The sequence below is a fragment of the Serratia rubidaea genome (assembly GCF_016026735.1).
Lineage (GTDB): Bacteria > Pseudomonadota > Gammaproteobacteria > Enterobacterales > Enterobacteriaceae > Serratia_B > Serratia_B rubidaea.
Window position 1 is genome coordinate 3946026 of record NZ_CP065640.1, and the last position, 17833, is coordinate 3963858.

16 protein-coding genes are annotated in these 17833 nt (G+C 62.4%); 10 read left to right on the forward strand and 6 right to left on the reverse strand.

Translation table 11 applies throughout. From position 1 onward, the window contains the following. Nucleotides 1-16 precede the first annotated feature (16 nt). From I6G83_RS18500 to I6G83_RS18535, 8 genes are read left to right on the forward strand one after another with little or no spacing between them, the layout of a single operon-like run. Nucleotides 17-1006, forward strand: a complete 990-nt coding sequence (locus I6G83_RS18500; RefSeq protein WP_054305372.1) for a carbohydrate ABC transporter permease — start codon at nucleotides 17-19, stop codon at nucleotides 1004-1006. Then, a complete protein-coding gene (locus I6G83_RS18505; RefSeq protein WP_054305373.1) occupies nucleotides 1003-1848 on the forward strand; it encodes a carbohydrate ABC transporter permease in 846 nt (281 codons plus the stop codon). Before I6G83_RS18500 ends, I6G83_RS18505 begins: the two co-directional genes overlap by 4 nt. A 30-nt stretch (nucleotides 1849-1878) precedes the next feature. Next, on the forward strand, nucleotides 1879-3240 hold the full coding sequence (locus tag I6G83_RS18510; RefSeq protein WP_054305374.1) for a family 4 glycosyl hydrolase: 1362 nt from the start codon (nucleotides 1879-1881) through the stop codon (nucleotides 3238-3240). A 60-nt stretch (nucleotides 3241-3300) separates the two neighbouring features. After that, complete coding sequence (locus tag I6G83_RS18515; RefSeq protein ID WP_054305375.1) at nucleotides 3301-4416, forward strand: ABC transporter ATP-binding protein; 1116 nt, start codon at nucleotides 3301-3303, stop codon at nucleotides 4414-4416. A gap of 14 nt (nucleotides 4417-4430) precedes the next feature. Beyond that, nucleotides 4431-6086, forward strand: coding sequence for a glycoside hydrolase family 13 protein (locus tag I6G83_RS18520; RefSeq protein ID WP_054305376.1), 1656 nt, complete (start codon nucleotides 4431-4433; stop codon nucleotides 6084-6086). Between the two features lie 45 nt (nucleotides 6087-6131). Then, nucleotides 6132-6773 (forward strand): TetR/AcrR family transcriptional regulator, encoded by a 642-nt coding sequence (locus tag I6G83_RS18525; RefSeq protein WP_197733906.1) that lies wholly within the window; start codon nucleotides 6132-6134, stop codon nucleotides 6771-6773. 51 nt (nucleotides 6774-6824) lie between these two features. Beyond that, entirely contained in the window at nucleotides 6825-7760 is a 936-nt protein-coding gene (locus I6G83_RS18530; protein WP_082394642.1) for an alpha/beta fold hydrolase, read from the forward strand. Continuing rightward, nucleotides 7757-8203, forward strand: a complete 447-nt coding sequence (locus I6G83_RS18535; RefSeq protein ID WP_054305378.1) for a DMT family transporter — start codon at nucleotides 7757-7759, stop codon at nucleotides 8201-8203. Before I6G83_RS18530 ends, I6G83_RS18535 begins: the two co-directional genes overlap by 4 nt. A 3-nt stretch (nucleotides 8204-8206) precedes the next feature. Here I6G83_RS18535 and I6G83_RS18540 read toward each other — a convergent pair whose 3' ends face one another. The 3 genes from I6G83_RS18540 to I6G83_RS18550 all read right to left on the reverse strand — a co-directional run bounded on the left by I6G83_RS18540 (nucleotide 8207) and on the right by I6G83_RS18550 (nucleotide 9678). Next, nucleotides 8207-8641: a hypothetical protein gene (locus I6G83_RS18540; protein ID WP_054305379.1), complete on the reverse strand. Its 435-nt coding sequence runs from the start codon at nucleotides 8639-8641 to the stop codon at nucleotides 8207-8209. 150 nt (nucleotides 8642-8791) lie between these two features. After that, nucleotides 8792-9343, reverse strand: coding sequence for a GNAT family N-acetyltransferase (locus I6G83_RS18545; protein ID WP_054305380.1), 552 nt, complete (start codon nucleotides 9341-9343; stop codon nucleotides 8792-8794). Nucleotides 9344-9420: 77 nt separating this feature from the next. After that, entirely contained in the window at nucleotides 9421-9678 is a 258-nt protein-coding gene (locus tag I6G83_RS18550) for a YjhX family toxin (RefSeq protein WP_054305381.1), read from the reverse strand. A gap of 274 nt (nucleotides 9679-9952) precedes the next feature. On the opposite strand from I6G83_RS18550, the gene I6G83_RS18555 reads away from it, so the two are divergent. After that, the gene (locus I6G83_RS18555; RefSeq protein WP_054305396.1) at nucleotides 9953-10597 is read left to right on the forward strand and encodes a Qnr family pentapeptide repeat protein; all 645 of its coding nucleotides are present in this window, start codon (nucleotides 9953-9955) and stop codon (nucleotides 10595-10597) included. Nucleotides 10598-10610: 13 nt separating this feature from the next. Here I6G83_RS18555 and I6G83_RS18560 read toward each other — a convergent pair whose 3' ends face one another. Then, nucleotides 10611-11579, reverse strand: coding sequence for a LysR substrate-binding domain-containing protein (locus I6G83_RS18560; protein WP_054305382.1), 969 nt, complete (start codon nucleotides 11577-11579; stop codon nucleotides 10611-10613). Nucleotides 11580-11727: 148 nt separating this feature from the next. Here I6G83_RS18560 and I6G83_RS18565 point away from each other — a divergent pair, with 148 nt between their 5' ends. Further along, the gene (locus tag I6G83_RS18565) at nucleotides 11728-12711 is read left to right on the forward strand and encodes an NAD(P)H-quinone oxidoreductase (protein ID WP_054305397.1); all 984 of its coding nucleotides are present in this window, start codon (nucleotides 11728-11730) and stop codon (nucleotides 12709-12711) included. A 74-nt stretch (nucleotides 12712-12785) separates the two neighbouring features. On the opposite strand, the gene I6G83_RS18570 is transcribed toward I6G83_RS18565, so the two are convergent. Together I6G83_RS18570 and pqqF are read right to left on the reverse strand one after the other, a co-directional pair. Continuing rightward, a complete protein-coding gene (locus I6G83_RS18570) occupies nucleotides 12786-15218 on the reverse strand; it encodes a glucose/quinate/shikimate family membrane-bound PQQ-dependent dehydrogenase (RefSeq protein ID WP_054305383.1) in 2433 nt (810 codons plus the stop codon). A gap of 286 nt (nucleotides 15219-15504) precedes the next feature. Further along, a complete protein-coding gene (gene pqqF / locus I6G83_RS18575; protein ID WP_072186085.1) occupies nucleotides 15505-17832 on the reverse strand; it encodes a pyrroloquinoline quinone biosynthesis protein PqqF in 2328 nt (775 codons plus the stop codon). Nucleotide 17833 lies beyond the last annotated feature (1 nt).

Here is a 17833-nt window from a genome sequence, read left to right on the forward strand (position 1 = left end):
TCAGGAGCCATATGCCATGAAACGCGATACGCACTCTGTGTCCTTGACGGTGGCCCATCCGCCGCTGGAGAAGCGCGCGCCAACGCGCCACAAACTGAACTATCAGCAAAAGCGCAGCCGCATCGCCTGGCTGCTGGTTGCGCCGGCGCTGCTGCTGTTGCTGGCGATCGCCGGCTGGCCGCTGCTGCGCACGCTGTTTTACAGCTTTACCGACGCCATGCTGGATACGCCGGACGAGTGGCGCTTTGTCGGCTTTGCCAACTATCTCGACCTGGCCGAGGAACGCAGCTACGGCGTGCTGGCCGACCCGCTGTGGTGGCAGGCGGTGGGTAATACCCTGCGCTTCAGTCTGCTGTCGGTCTCGCTGGAGCTGCTGTTCGGCATGCTGCTGGCGCTGCTGATGAACCAGAAGTTCCGCGGCCAGGGGCTGGTGCGCACCGCCATTCTGGTGCCGTGGGCCATCCCGACCATCGTCTCCGCCAAAATGTGGGGCTGGATGTTCCATGACCAGTACGGCGTGGTGAACGATCTGCTGCTGAAAACCGGCCTGATTGATACGCCGCTGGCCTGGGTGGCCGAACCGGGGCTGTCGATGTGGGCGGTGGTGATCGCCGACGTGTGGAAAACCACGCCGTTTATGGCGCTGATGCTGCTGGCGGCGCTGCAGCTGATCCCCGGCGATCTGTACGAGGCGGCGCGGGTGGACGGCGCCAACGCCTGGCAGCGCTTCCGCCGCATTACGCTGCCGCTGATTATGCCGGCGATGATCGTGGCGCTGATTTTCCGGGTGATGGACGCTTTGCGGGTGTTCGACCTGATCTACGTGCTGACCTCCAACAGCGAAGCCACGGTGTCGGTCTCCGGCTATGCCCGCGACCAGATGGTCAGCTACCAGGAGATGGGGAGCGGCTCGGCCGCCTCGGTGCTGGTCTTTATGATGGTGGCCGGCATTGCCGCCTGCTTCCTGACGCTGTCCCGCCTGAACGATAAGGAGAAACGCGCATGAAACTGACGCGTCAACAACGGCAGTTCGGCCACCGCGCGATGATCTACGCCGGCGCGGCGCTGGCCAGCGTGATCTGCCTGTTTCCGTTCTATTACGCGCTGATTACCTCGCTGCGCGGCGGACAGGATCTGTTCCGCGTCGCCTATCTGCCGGATGCCTGGCACTGGGGCAACTATATTACCGCGCTGATGGAAAACGGCATCGCCCGCAGCCTGCTGAATTCGATTCTGGTGGCCGGCGTAACGGTGGGGCTGTGCCTGTTGGTGTCGATCACCGCGGCGTTCGCGCTGGCGCGCATCTCCTTCCGCGGCCGCAAATACCTGCTGTTCACCATTTTGTGCGTGTCGATGTTCCCGCAGGTGGCGGTGCTGTCCGGCATGTTCGAGCTGGTGCGCTTTCTCGGTCTGTATGACTCGCTGGGGGCGCTGGTGCTGTCTTACGCCACTTTCTCGCTGCCGTTCACCGTCTGGGTGCTGACCACCTTTATGAAGTCCATCCCGCAGGAGCTGGAAGAGGCGGCCATCGTCGACGGCGCCGGCACCTGGACCATCATCAGCCGCATCTTTGCGCCGATTATGGGGCCGTCGCTGGTGACCACCGGGCTGCTGGCGTTTATCGGCGCCTGGAATGAATTTATGTTCGCGCTGACGTTTGTCATCTCCAGCGGCAAACGCACCGTGCCGGTGGCCATCGGCATGCTGCAGGGCGCTTCGCAATTTGAACTGCCGTGGGGGGCGATTATGGCCGCCTCGGTGATTGTCACGCTGCCGATTGTGGTGCTGGTGCTGATTTTCCAGCGCCGCATCGTCAGCGGCTTAACTAACGGTGCCGTAAAAGGCTGATATTTCGACTAACCCTGAGAGGAAAACGCAATGGCGACAAAAATCGTATTGGTGGGCGCGGGCAGCGCACAGTTCGGCTTCGGCACCCTGGGGGATATCTTCCAGAGCAAGACGCTGTACGGCAGTGAGATTGTGCTGCACGACATCAACCCCGCCTCGCTGGCGGTAACGGAAAAAACCGCGCGCGACTTCCTGGCGGCGCAGGATCTGCCGTTCAGCATCAGCGCCACCACCGACCGTAAAACCGCGCTGCAGGGCGCCGAGTTCGTGATTATCTCCATCGAGGTCGGCGACCGCTTCGCCCTGTGGGATCAGGACTGGCAGATCCCGCAGCAGTACGGCATCCAGCAGGTTTACGGCGAAAACGGCGGCCCGGGCGGGCTGTTCCACTCGCTGCGCATCATCCCGCCGATTCTGGCTATCTGCGCCGATGTCGCCGATATCTGTCCGGACGCCTGGGTGTTCAACTATTCCAACCCGATGAGCCGTATCTGCACCACGGTGCAGCGCAAGTTCCCCGAGCTGAACTTTGTCGGCATGTGCCACGAAATCGCCTCGCTGGAGCGTTATCTGCCGGAAATGCTCGGCACGCCGTTCAGCAACCTGCAGCTGCGCGCCGCCGGTCTGAACCACTTCAGCGTCCTGCTGGAGGCCAGCTATAAGGACAGCGGACGCGACGCCTATCCGGACGTGCGCGCCAAGGCGCCGGGCTATTTCGAGCGTCTGCCGGGCTACAGCGATATTCTCGCCTACACCCGCCAGCACGGCAAACTGGTGGAGACGGAGGGCAGCACCGAACGCGACGCGCTCGGCGGCAAAGACAGCCTCTATCCGTGGGCGGACCGCACGCTGTTCAAAGAGGTGCTGGAGAAGTTCCATCATCTGCCGATCACCGGCGACAGCCACTTCGGCGAGTATATCCGCTGGGCCTACGAGGTGAGCGACCACCGCGGCATTCTCGATTTCTACACCTTCTACCGCAACTACCTCGGCCACGTTGAGCCGCGCATCGAGCTGAAGCTGAAAGAGCGCGTGGTGCCGATTATGGAAGGCATGCTGACCGACGCCGGCTATGAAGAGGCGGCGGTGAATATTCCCAACCGCGGCTTTATCAAACAGCTGCCGGAGTTTATCGCGGTGGAAGTGCCGGCGATCGTCGACAAAAAGGGCATTCACGGCATCAAGGTGGAGATGCCGGCCGGCATCGGCGGGCTGCTCAGCAACCAGATTGCGGTGCACGACCTGACCGCCGAGGCGGTGATCAACGGCTCGCGCGATCTGGTGATCCAGGCGCTGCTGGTGGATTCGGTGAACGACAAGTGCCGCGCCATTCCGGAACTGGTGGATCTGATGATCTCCCGCCAGAGCCCGTGGCTGGACTATCTGAAATAAGCCGCTGCGGCGGGGCGCACGTCGCTCCGCCGCCATCGACGTCGCGAACAGGAGACCCTTATGGCGCAACTTACGCTGGAAAAACTGCAAAAACGCTACGGCAGCCACGCCGAGGTGATTAAATCGCTGGATCTGCAGATCAACAGCGGCGAATTCGTGGTGATCGTCGGCCCGTCCGGCTGCGGCAAATCGACCCTGCTGCGGATGATCGCCGGGCTGGAGGCGATCAGCGGCGGCGGCATGTATATCGACGGTAACTACGTTAACGACGACTCGCCGGCGGAACGCGGCATCGGCATGGTTTTCCAGTCTTACGCGCTCTATCCGCATATGACGGTGTATCAGAATATGGCCTTTGCGCTCGAGCTGGCGAAGGTCGGCAAAAGCGAAATTGACCGCCGGGTGCGCGACAGCGCGCGCGTGCTGCAGCTGGATCACCTGCTCGATCGTAAGCCCAAAGACCTGTCCGGCGGCCAGCGTCAGCGGGTGGCGATCGGCCGCGCCATCGTGCGCGAACCCAAACTGTTTCTGTTTGACGAGCCGCTGTCCAACCTGGACGCCTCGCTGCGCGTCCAGATGCGGATGGAGGTGGCCGCGCTGCATAAGCGCCTGCAGGCCACCATTATTTACGTCACCCACGATCAGGTGGAGGCGATGACGCTGGCCGACCGCATCGTGGTGCTGAACAAAGGGCATATCGAACAGGTCGGCACGCCGCTGGAGCTGTATGACCATCCCGCCAACGAGTTTGTCGCCCAGTTTATCGGTTCGCCGAAAATGAACCTGATCCCGGCGGTGCTCAAGCGCGCCGGCGAACGGCAGAGCGTGGTGGAGCTGGATAACGGCAAGCAGCTGGTGCTGCCGGTGGCGACGCCGCAGGCGGCGGAAGGGCAAAGCGTCAACCTCGGCATCCGCCCGGAGCATATTCAGGGCGGCCGGCTGGAGGAGTGCGAATATCAGGGGGAGGTGATGTTTGTCGAACATATGGGCAACGAGACCTACCTCTACCTGGACAACGGCAACGCCGGCGAACCCTGGGTGCTGCGTAATCCGCAGCGATCGCCGATTACGGCGGGCGAGACCGTCGGCGTGCGGCTGCCGGTGGAGTGCTGCTATCTGTTTGATCATTACGGCCGGGCGTTCCCGCGCCAGCTTCCCTCTGTGCAGGCGCACTAACCGAAGGAGCAGGCATGAAACAACGGTGGTGGAAAGAGGCGGTGGTGTACCAGATTTATCCGCGCAGCTTTATGGACAGCAACGGCGACGGCATCGGCGACCTGAACGGCGTGCGCGACAAACTGGACTATCTGCAGGAACTGGGGATTGACGTGATCTGGCTGTGCCCGATGTATCGCTCACCCAACGACGATAACGGCTACGATATCAGCGACTATCAGCAAATTATGGCGGAGTTCGGCACCATGGCCGACTTTGACGTGCTGCTGGCGCAGGTTCACGCGCGCGGCATGCGGCTGATTCTGGATCTGGTGGTCAACCACACCTCCGACGAACATCCGTGGTTTCTTGAGTCCCGGTCATCAAAAAACGACCCGAAACGCGACTGGTATATCTGGCGCGATGGCCGCGACGGCAAAGAGCCGAATAACTGGGAGAGCATCTTTAACGGCTCCGCCTGGCGCTACGATGCGCAGAGCGGGCAATATTTTCTGCATCTGTTCTCCGCCCGCCAGCCCGATCTGAACTGGGAGAACCCGCAGCTGCGCCAGGCGGTGTATGACATGATGCGTTGGTGGTTGGATAAGGGCATCGACGGTTTCCGCATCGACGCCATCTGCCATATGAAAAAAGAGCCGACGCTGGCGGATCTGCCTAATCCGCAGGGGTTGCCCTATGTGCCGTCGTTCGCCAGCCATTTGAACTATCCCGGCCTACTGGATTATGTGGATGAGATGTGCCGCCAAACCTTCCACCATTACGACATTATGACGGTGGGCGAGATGAACGGCGCCTCGGCCGAGCAGGGTGAAGACTGGGTGGGCGAGCAGCGGCAGCGGCTGAACATGATCTTTCAGTTCGAACACGTCAGACTCTGGGAGCAGCAGCCGGACGCCGGTCTCGATCTGGCCGGGCTTAAAGCTATTTTTACCCGCTGGCAGACCCTGCTGGACGGCAAGGGCTGGAATGCGCTGTACGTGGAAAACCACGATATTCCGCGCGTGGTGTCCAAATGGGGCGACGACCGGCGCTACTGGCGTGAAAGCGCCACGGCGATTGCGGCGATGTATTTTCTGATGCAGGGCACGCCCTATATCTATCAGGGGCAGGAGATCGGCATGACCAACGCGCCGTTTAACCACGTCGGCGATTTTAACGACGTGGCGGCGAAAAACCGTTATGCCGAACTGCGCCGACAGGGCAGAACAGAAGAAGATGCGATGGCCCTGCTGCGCCGCAGCGCGCGCGATAATGCGCGCACGCCGATGCAGTGGGACAGCGGCGAAAACGGCGGCTTTAGCCATGGCACGCCCTGGCTGCCGCTCAACCCGAACTACCGGCAGATCAACGTGGCGGCGCAGCGTCGGCAACCCGGCTCGGTCTTCCAGTTTTACCGGGCGCTGATCGCTCTGCGCAGGCAGTATCGCCAGCTGTTGGTGTACGGCCGCTATCAGCTGCTGCTGCCCGAGCATCCGCAGATCTACGCCTACGCCCGTCAGGCAGAGGCGCGGCAGATGCTGATCCTCTGCAACCTGAGCGCGCGCGACGCCGCATTCGCCGCCGACGCGCTGCCGCTGGACGGGGCGGTGCTGCAGCTGGGCAACTACCTCGATGTGACAGTGTCACATACGCTGCGCCCTTACGAGGCGCGGGTTTACCTGCTGGAGTAATCGCACCGCCGTGGATAGCGATACCGCCGCCGGGAAAACCTTCGGTTGACAAAGAATATGATCGTTTCCTATATTGGCGGTATGAATAATATCTCTCCAAGCCAGCGCGGCCGACCGCGCGAATTTGATACTGAACGCGCACTGCAGCAGGCGGTGCGACAGTTCAGCGTGTATGGCTACCACGGCACCTCCATCGCCGATCTGAACAGGGCGCTTAATCTCACCTCGGGCAGCATCTACAAAGCCTGGGGCGATAAGCGCGGGCTGTTCCTCGCCACGTTGGATTACTATATCGCGCAGCGTATTGAGAGCGTGCGGGCTGCCACCGACGCCGCCCGCAGCGGACGGGAGAAGGTGTACGCCTTTCTGGCCGCCTACGCCAAACTCAGCAGCGGCTCTGAAGGGCGTCAGGGCTGCCTGATCGTCGGCACCGCCGTTGAGCTGTCCGCCTATGATGACGAGATCGCCCGGCGGCTGGCCGCCCAACAGCAGCGCTGGGAAAGCCAGCTGAGCCGCCTGTTGGAAGAGGGGCAGCAAGACGGCAGCGTCGCCGCGTCGTGCGAGCCGGCCGTCACCGCCACGCTGCTGATCGCGCTGACGCGCGGCATGCGCGTGCTGGGTAAGACCGGCGCCAGTGAAGAATCTATGACGCGCATCATTCATAAAGCGATGTGCCTGCTCGATTAAAAATTTTTTACCCAAATAGGAAATGATTATTTCCATTTAAAGGAGGATACGATGTCTGACCATCACGACATGCCGGCGCACGTCGGCGCAGAGTTTTTTACCCGCACCGATTTTTGGGCCAGGTTTCACCACGGCGCCTGTACGGTGCGCGGCGTTAATCTGCACTACGTCGCCGGCGGCGAGGGCGAGCCGGTACTGCTGATCCCCGGCTGGCCGCAGAGCTGGTATGCCTGGCGCTACCTGATGGTGCAGCTGGCGGCGGCAGGACGCCGGGTCATCGCGTTAGATCCGCGCGGCATGGGCGAGAGCGATGCGCCGCGCGGCGACTATGATCTGCAAACCGTTGCGGCGGAAGTGCATGAGTTCGCCGTCGCCAGCGGCCTGCTGACGGACGGCCCGATTGATCTGGTCGGGCACGACGTCGGCAGCTGGATCGCCTACGCCTGCGCCAGCGACTGGCCGCAGGATTTCCGCAGCCTGACGGTGATGGATGCGCTTATCCCCGGCCTGTCGACGCCGCGCAACGATCTGGATGCCGCCGAGGCCAACCTGCGCAGCTGGCACTTTGCCTTTAACCGCCTGGACGATCTGCCGGAGATATTGATTAGCGGCAAAGAAAGCGCCTTTCTGACCTGGCTGTTCCGCGCCAAAACGCTGCGCGGCTGGACGATTGCGCCGGAGGATATTGCCGTATACGCCCGTCAGCTGGCGGCGCCCGGCGCGCTGGCCGCCGCTTCGGCCTATTATCAGGCGGCCTTTTCCCCGGCGGGCGTGGCCGCTAACCAGCGTCGGGCTGAGACGCGTCTGCAGCTGCCGGTGTTGGCGCTGGGCGCCGAGCGCGGCGTGGGCGACGGCATCGTTAAAGCAATGGCAGGGCTGGCGCACCGCGTCAGCGGCGGGGTGATTGCCGGAGCTGGACACTATCTGCCGGAAGAGGCGCCCGGCCGTATAGCGGATGAGCTAACGGCATTCTGGGCGACGTTATGAATGGTCTTTATCCGGCGCTGGCGCTTGCCGCCGGCGCGATGCTGCCGCTGCAGGCCGCGGTTAACGCCAGACTGGGTCGAGCGGTTGGCGGGCCGCTGTGGGCGGCGTCCATCTCCGCGTTGGCGGTGGCGCTGATTCTGGCGCTGTTGGCCCTGGCCGCCGGTAAACCCTGGCCGAAGCTGTCGCAGATGGCCGGCCTGCCGTATTGGGCCTGGCTGGGCGGCGTATGCGGTGCGGTTGTGCTGTCGGCCACCACCGCCGTCGCTCCGAAGATCGGCGCTGCCGGTATGATTGCGCTGGTGATGGTCGGACAGGTGGTGGTGGCGATGCTGCTGGACGGCACCGGCTGGTTGGCGATGACCGTTCAACCGCTCTCCGCACAGCGGCTGATTGCCGCGGCGCTGCTGGTTGCCGGCGCGCTGCTGATGGGGTGGAAGGCATAGTGCTTACTCTATATATGGGCTGCGGTAGATTTGAACCACAACGCTATTTGGCGAAGTATATTTAATCAAGGTCACAACATCTTTGGACTGCGGAGTGCGCCAGCACTCTGCTTCAACGTCGCATCGCGACTGTGGTTGATAGCCCGCAGACGCTAGGTAACTGCGAATCTTGCTTGTATCCGTTGCGTTGTCGAATCTAACAGTAAAGACCTGCGCCTCCGGCCCGCTGACGTTACCAAACTCAAATCTGTAGTGCTCCGCGATACGCGGCATGTTTTTCAGCAGTTCAGGCGTGTAGAACGCATATTCCCGACTATCTTGCTGGGTATAGTATGCGCTACCGGCAAATTCCATTTTTATATAGGGCCAGGCGAAGGCGAACATAGCGCCAATGGCAACAAGCACGATTGCCGATACCCTAACCCTTGCTCTGCTCATCCCTAAGAATCCTTCCTGTCCCTGTTCACTATGCCGCTGTGCATAATTCGCACAGCGGATACTACCTAATCTCCGTGCCGTTTCAATACGGGTTCGCCTATATCGACCGAAAAAACAGCGCCTTATTATCAGGCGCTGCGGGTGGAGGTCTTAATTCGTTGCCGGCGGGTTATCCGCCGCCGGCTGATAGGCCTGAATCGCCTCGGTCATCGGGCGGCAAAACCCCATTTCGCCGGGCGGAATCGGCGCGCCATCCAGTGACATCACCATTTTGGCGTCGTCAGGGCCGTTATTGAGGCGGCAGGTCACCCCACAGCCGGCCGCCGGCATAAAGCCAAAACGCGGGTAATACTGCGGATGCCCAAGAACGGTGATGATTTTCTCGCCGGCGGCGCGCGCTGCCTCAATGCAGGTCAGCATGAGTGCGCTGCCGACGCCGGAACCCTGATGCGCCGGATGCACCGACAGCGGCGCCAACGTTACCGCCGGATGGGCGCCGACGCTGGCGCGGGTGCAGACAACGTGGCCGATAACCGCACCATGGCGGTCTTTGGCAACCAGCGACAGCGCTGGGAGCCAACCTGGGTCTTGGCGCAGCTGATTCACCAATGCCGCTTCTTCGTGGGAGCCGAAAGCGTCAGCAATCACCTGCTGCACCTGGGGGATATCCTGCGGGGTTTCTAAACTAATGGTTATGTTCATATCATTACCTGATAGATATTGCTGTCACGTCAATAAGCCTACCGGCGGAGCCGATCGCGCCGGTAGGCAATGGGGTTTTAACGATTGTCGAGCTGCGCGCGGACGTGCGCCAAGCCGGTGGTATTGATGCGGTACGGCTGGCCATTGACTGACTTAATCAGTCTCTTCGTCCGCAGTTTTTTGAATACCGTAAGCGTGCAGTCGCTCAGCAACAGTCCTTCACGACTGTAACATTCCACTGCAATTACGCGGCCGGAGGCGGCCCGGGTGTGGACGATGTGTCCGCCTTTGGCGAGGACGTGAAGCGTCCGCTGTTCCTGACGGGAGATATTCATGCTGTTAATTACCTGTAATCATCATATGCAAAAACGAACCGACACCGGGTGTCAGCGTAAAAAGTTTTAGCGTGGTGATAATCAGTCCCGTTTTCAGAGAAATGGGAAACCAATTATCAGATGATTACATGCTCCAGCATCAATGCCTCAGGGTGATATGGGAAAAGGAAACGTGGCGAATAATAACACAGGCCGGACGCTATTATCCAGTTTACCCGGCGGCAAAAAGGGGGCTACAATACGCAATATATGTATGGATAAACAGGTACTTGCTATGACGCTGACCCTGGATGGCGAAAAGATCGACCGCAACCGCTTTACCGGCGCAAAAACGGAAAATGCGACCTTTCACAACTGTGATTTTTCGGGGGCGGACCTGACCGGCAGCGAGTTTATCGGCTGCACCTTCTACGACCGCGACAGCCGGCTCGGGTGCAGCTTCAACCGCGCGCAGCTGAAGGACGCCAGCTTCCAAAGCTGTGACTTATCCATGGCGGACTTCAGAAACGTCAGCGCGTTAGGCATTGAAATCCGTGAATGCCGGGCGCAGGGCGCGGATTTTCGCGGCGCCAGCTTTATGAACATGATCACCGCACGCACCTGGTTTTGCAGCGCCTACATCACCAAGAGCAACCTGAGTTACGCCAACTTTTCGAAAGTGGTGCTGGAAAAGTGCGAGCTGTGGGAAAACCGCTGGCAGGGCGCGCAGGTGCTGGGGGCGAATTTCAGCGGCTCCGATCTGTCCGGCGGTGAATTTGACGCCTTCGACTGGCGCGCCGCCGATATCACCCATTGCGACCTGACCAACTCGCAGTTGGGCGAGCTGGACGTGCGCGGCGTTGACCTGCAAGGGGTGAAGCTGGACAGCGAGCAGGCGGCGCAGCTGATGGAGCGCCTGGGCATTCTGGTTATCGGCTAGCGCTGCCCGGCGGTCAGGACTCATCCATCAGGATACAGGCGTCGCCGTCGCCGCTCTGCTGGTAGCGGGCGTACAGGGCGGCCACATCAATATGGGCGAACTCCTCCGTCAGCGCATCCAGCAGGCTGCGGATGGCGGGCATCAGGCCGCGCCGCGACGGGAACAGGGCGTTCACCTCCGCCGGTTTCGGCTGCCAGGCCGGCAGCACCGTGCGCAGTTTGCCGCGCTTGAGATCCTTATACACCACAAAGGTCGGCAGCTGCACCACGCCGCGGCCTTCCAGCGCCGCGCGGCGCAGGGTGATCATATCGTCGGTCACCAGATTGGGGCTGTGGCGGATACGGCGTTCGGCGCCGTCGGGGCCGTGCAGCTGCCATTCGTGCGACTGATAGGCGGTGGTGACCGACAGGCTGGGGTAGCGGTCGAGCGCCGCCGGATCGCCGATGGCGCCGTACTTTTCCAGCAGCTGCGGGCTGGCGACCAGTTGATAAGTGCAGGGCGACAGCCGTTTGCTCGCCAATCCGCTGTCGGGCAGCGGCGGCACGTCGATACGCAGCGCCAGGTCAAAGCCTTCCCGCAGAATATCCACCTGGCGGTTGGTGCTCTCCAGATAGATCTCAACGTTCGGATAGCGCTTCATATAGCGCGCCAGCATGCCGGTCACCAGAAAATTCAGCAGCGCCGTCGGGCAGGCGATGCGGATGCCGCCTTTCGGTTCGGTCTGGCTCTGGTGCACGATCGCCTGCGCCGCCTCCGCCGCGGCGGTCAGCTCCATACAGTGGCGGTAGTAGGCGTGGCCCAGCTCGGTGACGGAGAACTGCCGGGTGGAGCGGTTGATCAGTTTGATCTCCAGCCGCTCTTCCAGCGCATTGATGCGTCTGCTTAACCGTGATTTGGGGATTCCCAGCGCGCGCCCGGCGGCGCTGAAGCCGCCGTGTTCGACCACGCGGGCAAAGTAATACATATCATCCAGGTTCTGCATCTTTACGTTCCAATATTGCAACAATGAATTCTAAAACTGGCATTTGTGGCCTGTGTGTACCAAGTTTAAGCTAAATGGTAACAGAGTTAACGTAAAACGGGATCATGGTATGTCAGTTGAAACGAACGGCACGGCGCTGCCGGCCAGTATGAAGCAAATCATTATCCGCGAGGCCGGCGGCCCTGAGGTATTACAGGCGGTCAGCGCGGAGCTGCCGCGTCCCGGCGCCGGTGAAGTGTTGGTGCGCGTCCGGGCGGCGGGGATTAACCGCCCTGATATTATGCAGCGGCAGGGATTATATCCGATGCCCGCCGGCGTGACGCCGATCCCCGGCCTGGAGATCGCCGGCGAGATCGTGGCGCGCGGAGAAGGGGCGACGCGTTTTGCCCTGGGCGCTAACGTCTGCGCGCTGACCGACGGCGGCGGCTATGCCGAGTACTGCGTGGTGCCGGAAACCCAACTGCTGCCGGTACCGCAGGTGTTCAGCATGGAGCAGGCGGCGGCGCTGCCGGAAACCTTCTTCACCGTCTGGGCCAACCTGCTGGCCGACCAGCGGGTGAAGCCGGGCGACAGCGTACTGATCCACGGCGGCACCAGCGGTATCGGCACCACGGCGCTGATGCTGTGCCGGGCGCTGGGCATCACCGCCTACGCCACCGCCGGCAGCGATGAGAAATGCGCCGCCATCGCCGAACTGGGCGGCATCGGCATCAACTACCGCAGCGAAGATTTTGTGGCGGCGATTGCCCGGCACACCAACGGCGTCGGCGTTGACGCGGTGCTGGATATTATGGGCGGCAGCTACTTTAACCAGAATATCGAGGTGCTGAAGAAGGACGGCCAGCTGATTATTATCGGTTTCCTCGGCGGCGTCGAGGCGGAAAAGGCCAACCTGATGAAGCTGGTGCTCAAGCGCGCGCGGGTGACCGGTTCCACCATGCGCGCCCGCAGCAAAGCGGAAAAAGCGCAGATTGCCCGTGAGCTGCAGCAGCACGTCTGGCCGCTGCTGGAAAGCGGCCAGTGCCGCCCGCCGCTGATCTACCAGACCTGGCCATTAGACGATGTGGCGCGCGCCCATCAGGAAATGGACAGCGGTAAACATATCGGCAAAATTGTGCTGACCGTCGGCTGACGCGACAGCGGCAGAGAAGGCATAAAAAAGCCCGCTTGATTACCAAGCGGGCTATCTCATCTTACGGGGCGGGATTATTTATCCAGCGCGTAGGCAATCACGTAATCGCCGCGATCCGGCGACTGACGTGCGCCGCCGGCGGAGATCAGGATGTACTGCTTGCCGGTTTCCGGTGAGATATAGCTCATCGGAGTGCCGCCGCTGCCGACCGGCAGGCGCGCTTTCCACACCTCTTTACCGGTGGACGAGTCAAAGGCGCGCAGGTAGTAATCCTGCGTACCGGCGATAAACACCAGGCCGCCCTGAGTGGCCAGCGTACCGCCCAGCGTCGGCATGCCGACCGGCATCTGCGCATGCATTTTGATGCCGAACGGGCCGGTGTCCTGCACGGTGCCGGCCGGTACCTGCCAGACCACTTTCTGGGTCTTCAGATCGATGGCGGACAGGGTGCCGAACGGCGGCTTCTGGCACGGAATGCCCAGTGGCGACATAAAGCGGTTTTTGTTTACCGCATACGGCGTGCCTTTCAGCGGCACCGCGCCCATACCGGTATTCACCGACTCACCGCCGTTGCTGGCCGGCGCGTTGGCGTCTTCCTGCTTCTGCGGAATCATCTGCACCCACAGGCCCAGACGCATATCGTTGGCGAAGATATAGTGGTTGTTCGGATCAACCGACAGGCCGCCCCAGTTCATGCCGCCGAGCGAGCCGGGGAAGCTGAGGGAGACGTCGGTGTCCGGTGCGGTAAACAGCCCGTCGTAGCGCATCGATTTAAAGCTGATGCGGCACATCAGCTGATCGAACGGCGTGGCGCCCCACATATCCGATTCGCTGAGCTTCTGCGCGCCAATCTGCGGCATGCCGACCGAGAACGGCTGGGTGGCGGAATACTGCTCGTTCGGGATATTGCGGGTGTTCACCGGCAGCTCTTTGACCTCGGTCAGCGGCTTGCCGGTATGGCGATCCAGCACGAAGATCTGGCCGGTTTTCGCACCAAACACCAGCGCCGGTTTGGTGCTACCGTCCTTCATCGGGAAGTCGATCAGGCTCGGCTGCATCGGGATATCGAAGTCCCACAGATCGTTATGCACGGTCTGGTAGACCCATTTCTCTTTGCCGGTGGTGGCGTCCAGCGCCAGGATGGACGCGCCATATTTGTGGTCCAGCTTGGTGCGGTTGGCGCCCCACAGGTCCACCGACGAGCTGCCCATCGGCAGGAACACGGTGTTCATCGCCGGGTCGTAGGACATCGGCGCCCAGGAGTTCGGGGTGCTGCGCACATAGTGCTGGCCCGGCTTCAACGCCGCATTCGGGTCGTCGTTGCCCGGGTCGAACGCCCAGCGCATGGCGCCGGTGATGACGTCAAAGCCGCGCAGTACGCCGCCGGGCATATCGGTCTGAACGTTATCCGCCACGCGGCCGCCCACCACCACGGTGGTGCCGGCCAGGGTCGGCGCGGAGGTCAGCTGATATTTCGGATCGGCGGCGTCGCCGAGGCCGGCTTTCAGATCGACGATGCCGTTCTGGCCAAAGTGCTGGCAGAACTCGCCGTTGTCGGCGTTAATCGCCACCAAGCGAGCATCGATGGTGTTCATCAGGATACGACGCTGGCAGCTGTCACCGGCCGCCAGCGCTACCGGCGCGGCAGGGGTGGAGCCGGGAACGCTCGGCTGCGGAATCGGCTTGTTAACGTCGAAATAGGCCAGGCCGCGGCAGCGGTTCCAGACCTGAGACTGGGCGTTGATTTCACGCTTCCAGATCTGTTTGCCGCTGTCGACGTCAACCGCAATCACGTTATTGTGCGGGGTGCAGAGGAAAATGCGGTTGCCGACCTGCAGCGGCGTCTGCTGATCTTCCGCGCCGTTGCCGTCCGGGCTAAGCGGGATGTCGCCGGTGTGGAAGGTCCAGGCCACTTTCAGATCTTTAACGTTGTCGCGGGTGATCTGGTCCAGCGCCACAAAACGGTCGCCGCCCGGCGTATTGCCGTAGTTGTCCCAGTCTTTCTGCTGTTTGGCTTTATCCACCGGCACCAGCGGCAGCTGCTCGCCGCTAAAGGCCACGGTCGGATGCGGCTGGAACATCTGCACAAAGGTCACGCCCATACCAACGGCCAACAGCGCCGACAGCAGATAGGAGAGTTTGCCCAGCGGCGCTTTACCTTCCGCCTTGCGCAGCGCCGGCCAGGTGAGAAACGCCAGCAGCATCAGGCCGGTCGGCACCATCAGGCGCGACACCAGCGGCCAGAAGTCGAAGCCGGCGTCAATCACCGACCAAATCAGGGTGCCGATAAACACCAGCAGGAACAGCACTACCGCCGACGAGCGGCGGCGGAACAGCTGGATGGCCGCCAACAGCGTCACCACGCCGGCGATCAGGAAGTACCAGCTGCCGCCCAGCGAGACCAGCTTGCCGCCGGCAATGGCGAAAAACAGCCCGGTGGCGGCGAGGACGATCCCCAATAACACGCACCATATTTTCATGCCCGGTCGGGCATTTATATCAGACATATCAGTGACTCTCCCGAATCATATTACCTATCGTCATGTGTTAACAAAGTGTAATCGCTGGCCGGCATTGCGCCACCGAAGCGGGGCATGGCGGGGCGATGAGACCGTTAAGACAGGCATTGTACCATTTGATTCGTTTTTTGTCGTTACAGATATGTGTCGTATAAAAATGATTAATGTGAAGATTTAGATCTGAGGCATGGCGTCGCGACGACGGACTACCGTTATAGGATGGCAGCGCTGTGTGTCTGGAATTTATCCAGGATGTCGCGACCTAAACGCTCATTCAGTCCGCAGTAAACAACCGGCGCTGTCCGTCAAGCAGCGCCGGCAAATCCAGCGCCGCCAGCGCGGCGGCGTCCGGCCGCTGTTCCAACACCTCGTCCCGCGTGCGCTGCCAATAATCGCCGGCGGCGGATTGCAGGCTCTGCGCCAGCGTCTGTTTCGCCTGCTGCAGCGCCGTTGCGTCCAGCGCGGCTAATTCCTGCCTCATCTGCTGTAAAAACTCATGGGTATAGTTGTGTAACTGCTCAAGACTGCAGCGCGGCGACTGTAAGGCAAACAGCATGCCGTCGCGATCGGCGCAGCGGTGATAGGCGCAGTGCGCCACGTAGCCGATATTCAGCTCGACGCGCAGCCGCTGGAAGAAGCGGGGCGCATACAGCTGCGCCAGCAACCGCAGCGCCAGCCGCGCCGTCGGCGTGGCGTCCGCCAGCGGATAGAACAGCAGCAGCGTGCGGTCATCGGCGCGGTCGTCGCTAAGCCGCACCGGCGGCGCGGCGGCGATCGGCATGACATCCTGCGCGGTGACGATCGGCGCCGGAAAGGCGGAGAGCAGCTGACTGAGCTGCTGATGCAGCGCCGCATCGCCGGCAAACAGCGTCGCCTGCCAGCTCACCGCGTCGACCGGCGGCGCCAGCACCTCCGGCAATTGCGCCGCCAGACGGCGCACGGCGATTTCGCCCTGAGCGCGCAGCTGCGTACGCTGCCAGCTGAGCGCCGCCTCCTGCTTAAGTGCATCGTCAAGAGTGGTCAGGCGCTGATTGATCTGACTGAGCGCCCGGCACAGCAGCGGCGCGTCGCCGGACACTTGCAGCGTCCAGACGCCGTAACTCTGCGTGAAGCCGAGCGAACCGCCCTGATGGGTAATTTCTGCCGCCAGCGTGCGCAGCGCCGACGTCAGCAACGCGGCCTGTTCGGACGCCAGCGGCGTAGACGGCGCGGGGCGCAGCAGCAGCACCGGCGGATGATCGCCGTCGGCGCGCCAGCTCAGCGGCGCGCGTTCCGTAGGCAGCGCCAACGGCGTCGACGGGGCGTCGTGGCGCGGGTAGAAACGGTAATCCGGCGGCCGGCGCGCGCTGTGGGCGGCGACAAAAGGCGTCAGCGCCAGCGGCAACCCCTGCACCATTCGCGATTCGGCGGCCGTCTCGGCGCTGACCAACAGGCGGCGCAGGTTGCCGGCCGTCAGTTCGGCCAGACAGGCTGGCCACGGCGCATTTTCCGCCAGCGGCGGCAGGCCGAATGCCCGCGCCCGCAGCTGGTCAAGCGGCGTCAGTCGCATAAAGTCCTGATTGCCGCGCCGGGCGTAGTGTTCACGCTGCGCGGCGCTGAGCGACGGCAGCTGCTGCAGCCAGCCCAGCAGGGCGTTTTCAATGATTGCCGCCTCCGCCGCGCTGCCGCGGTTGACGCTGAAGATAAACGTCAGCAGCGCGCGATCGTCGGCGCAGGGGGTATGCTGCAGGCGGACGGCATCGCAGCAGGCGCTGCGGCGCAGGTGCGCCATCAGGCTGCCGGGCGCTTCGTCCTGCAGCAGCGCGTCCAGCAGGCGCAGCCCGTCACGGGCGGCGGCATCCGCCGCGTTAAGCGCAAAGGTGAAACGCAGCTGCGGCAGTCCCGGCAAATTCAGCCGACGATCGTCACGCGGGATCAGCCGTGGTGCCGCCGTGCTGTCGGCGACGACGCAGGACGGCAGCGGCTGCGTCAGCGTTTCCGCCAGCTGCCGCAGCTGCGCAAGCGGCAGCGGCGCCTGCAGCCACAGCGTCATATTCGCCGTGTGGTAATGGCGGCGGTGGAAATCACGCAGGGCGGCGCACAGCGCCGGCATATCGTCGCCAAACGCCCGGCGGTTGCCGACGGTAAAACGCCGCATGGCGGCAATGCCGTCAAACGCCTGCTGCTGCGCGGCCTCGCACAGCGTATCGGCGTCTTGGCACAGCAGCTGGTATTCGGCGTCGATCACCTCAACCTCCTGCGCCAGCGCCGGCAGGGCCAGCAGCGGGGCGGCCAGCATGTCGATCAGCCGCGCCAGGCCGTCGGCGAAGCGTTCGCCGTCAAGCTCAAAAAAGAAGTGGGTCGCGGTTTCGCGGGTGGTGGCGTTGAGGCGGCCGCCGTGGGCCGGCACCCAGCTCATCAGCCGCTGGTCGCCGTCAAAGGTGTGACTGCCGCGAAACAGCATATGCTCCAGCAGGTGCGCCAGCCCCGGCCAGTCCGACGGTTCGTGGTAACTGCCGGCGTCAATCTGCATCAACGCCGCCGCGCGCGGCGCGGCGGCATCGGCGAGCAGCTTAAGCCGCAGGCCGCTCGCGAGCCGCAGCGTGAGCGGGGGCTGGGACATG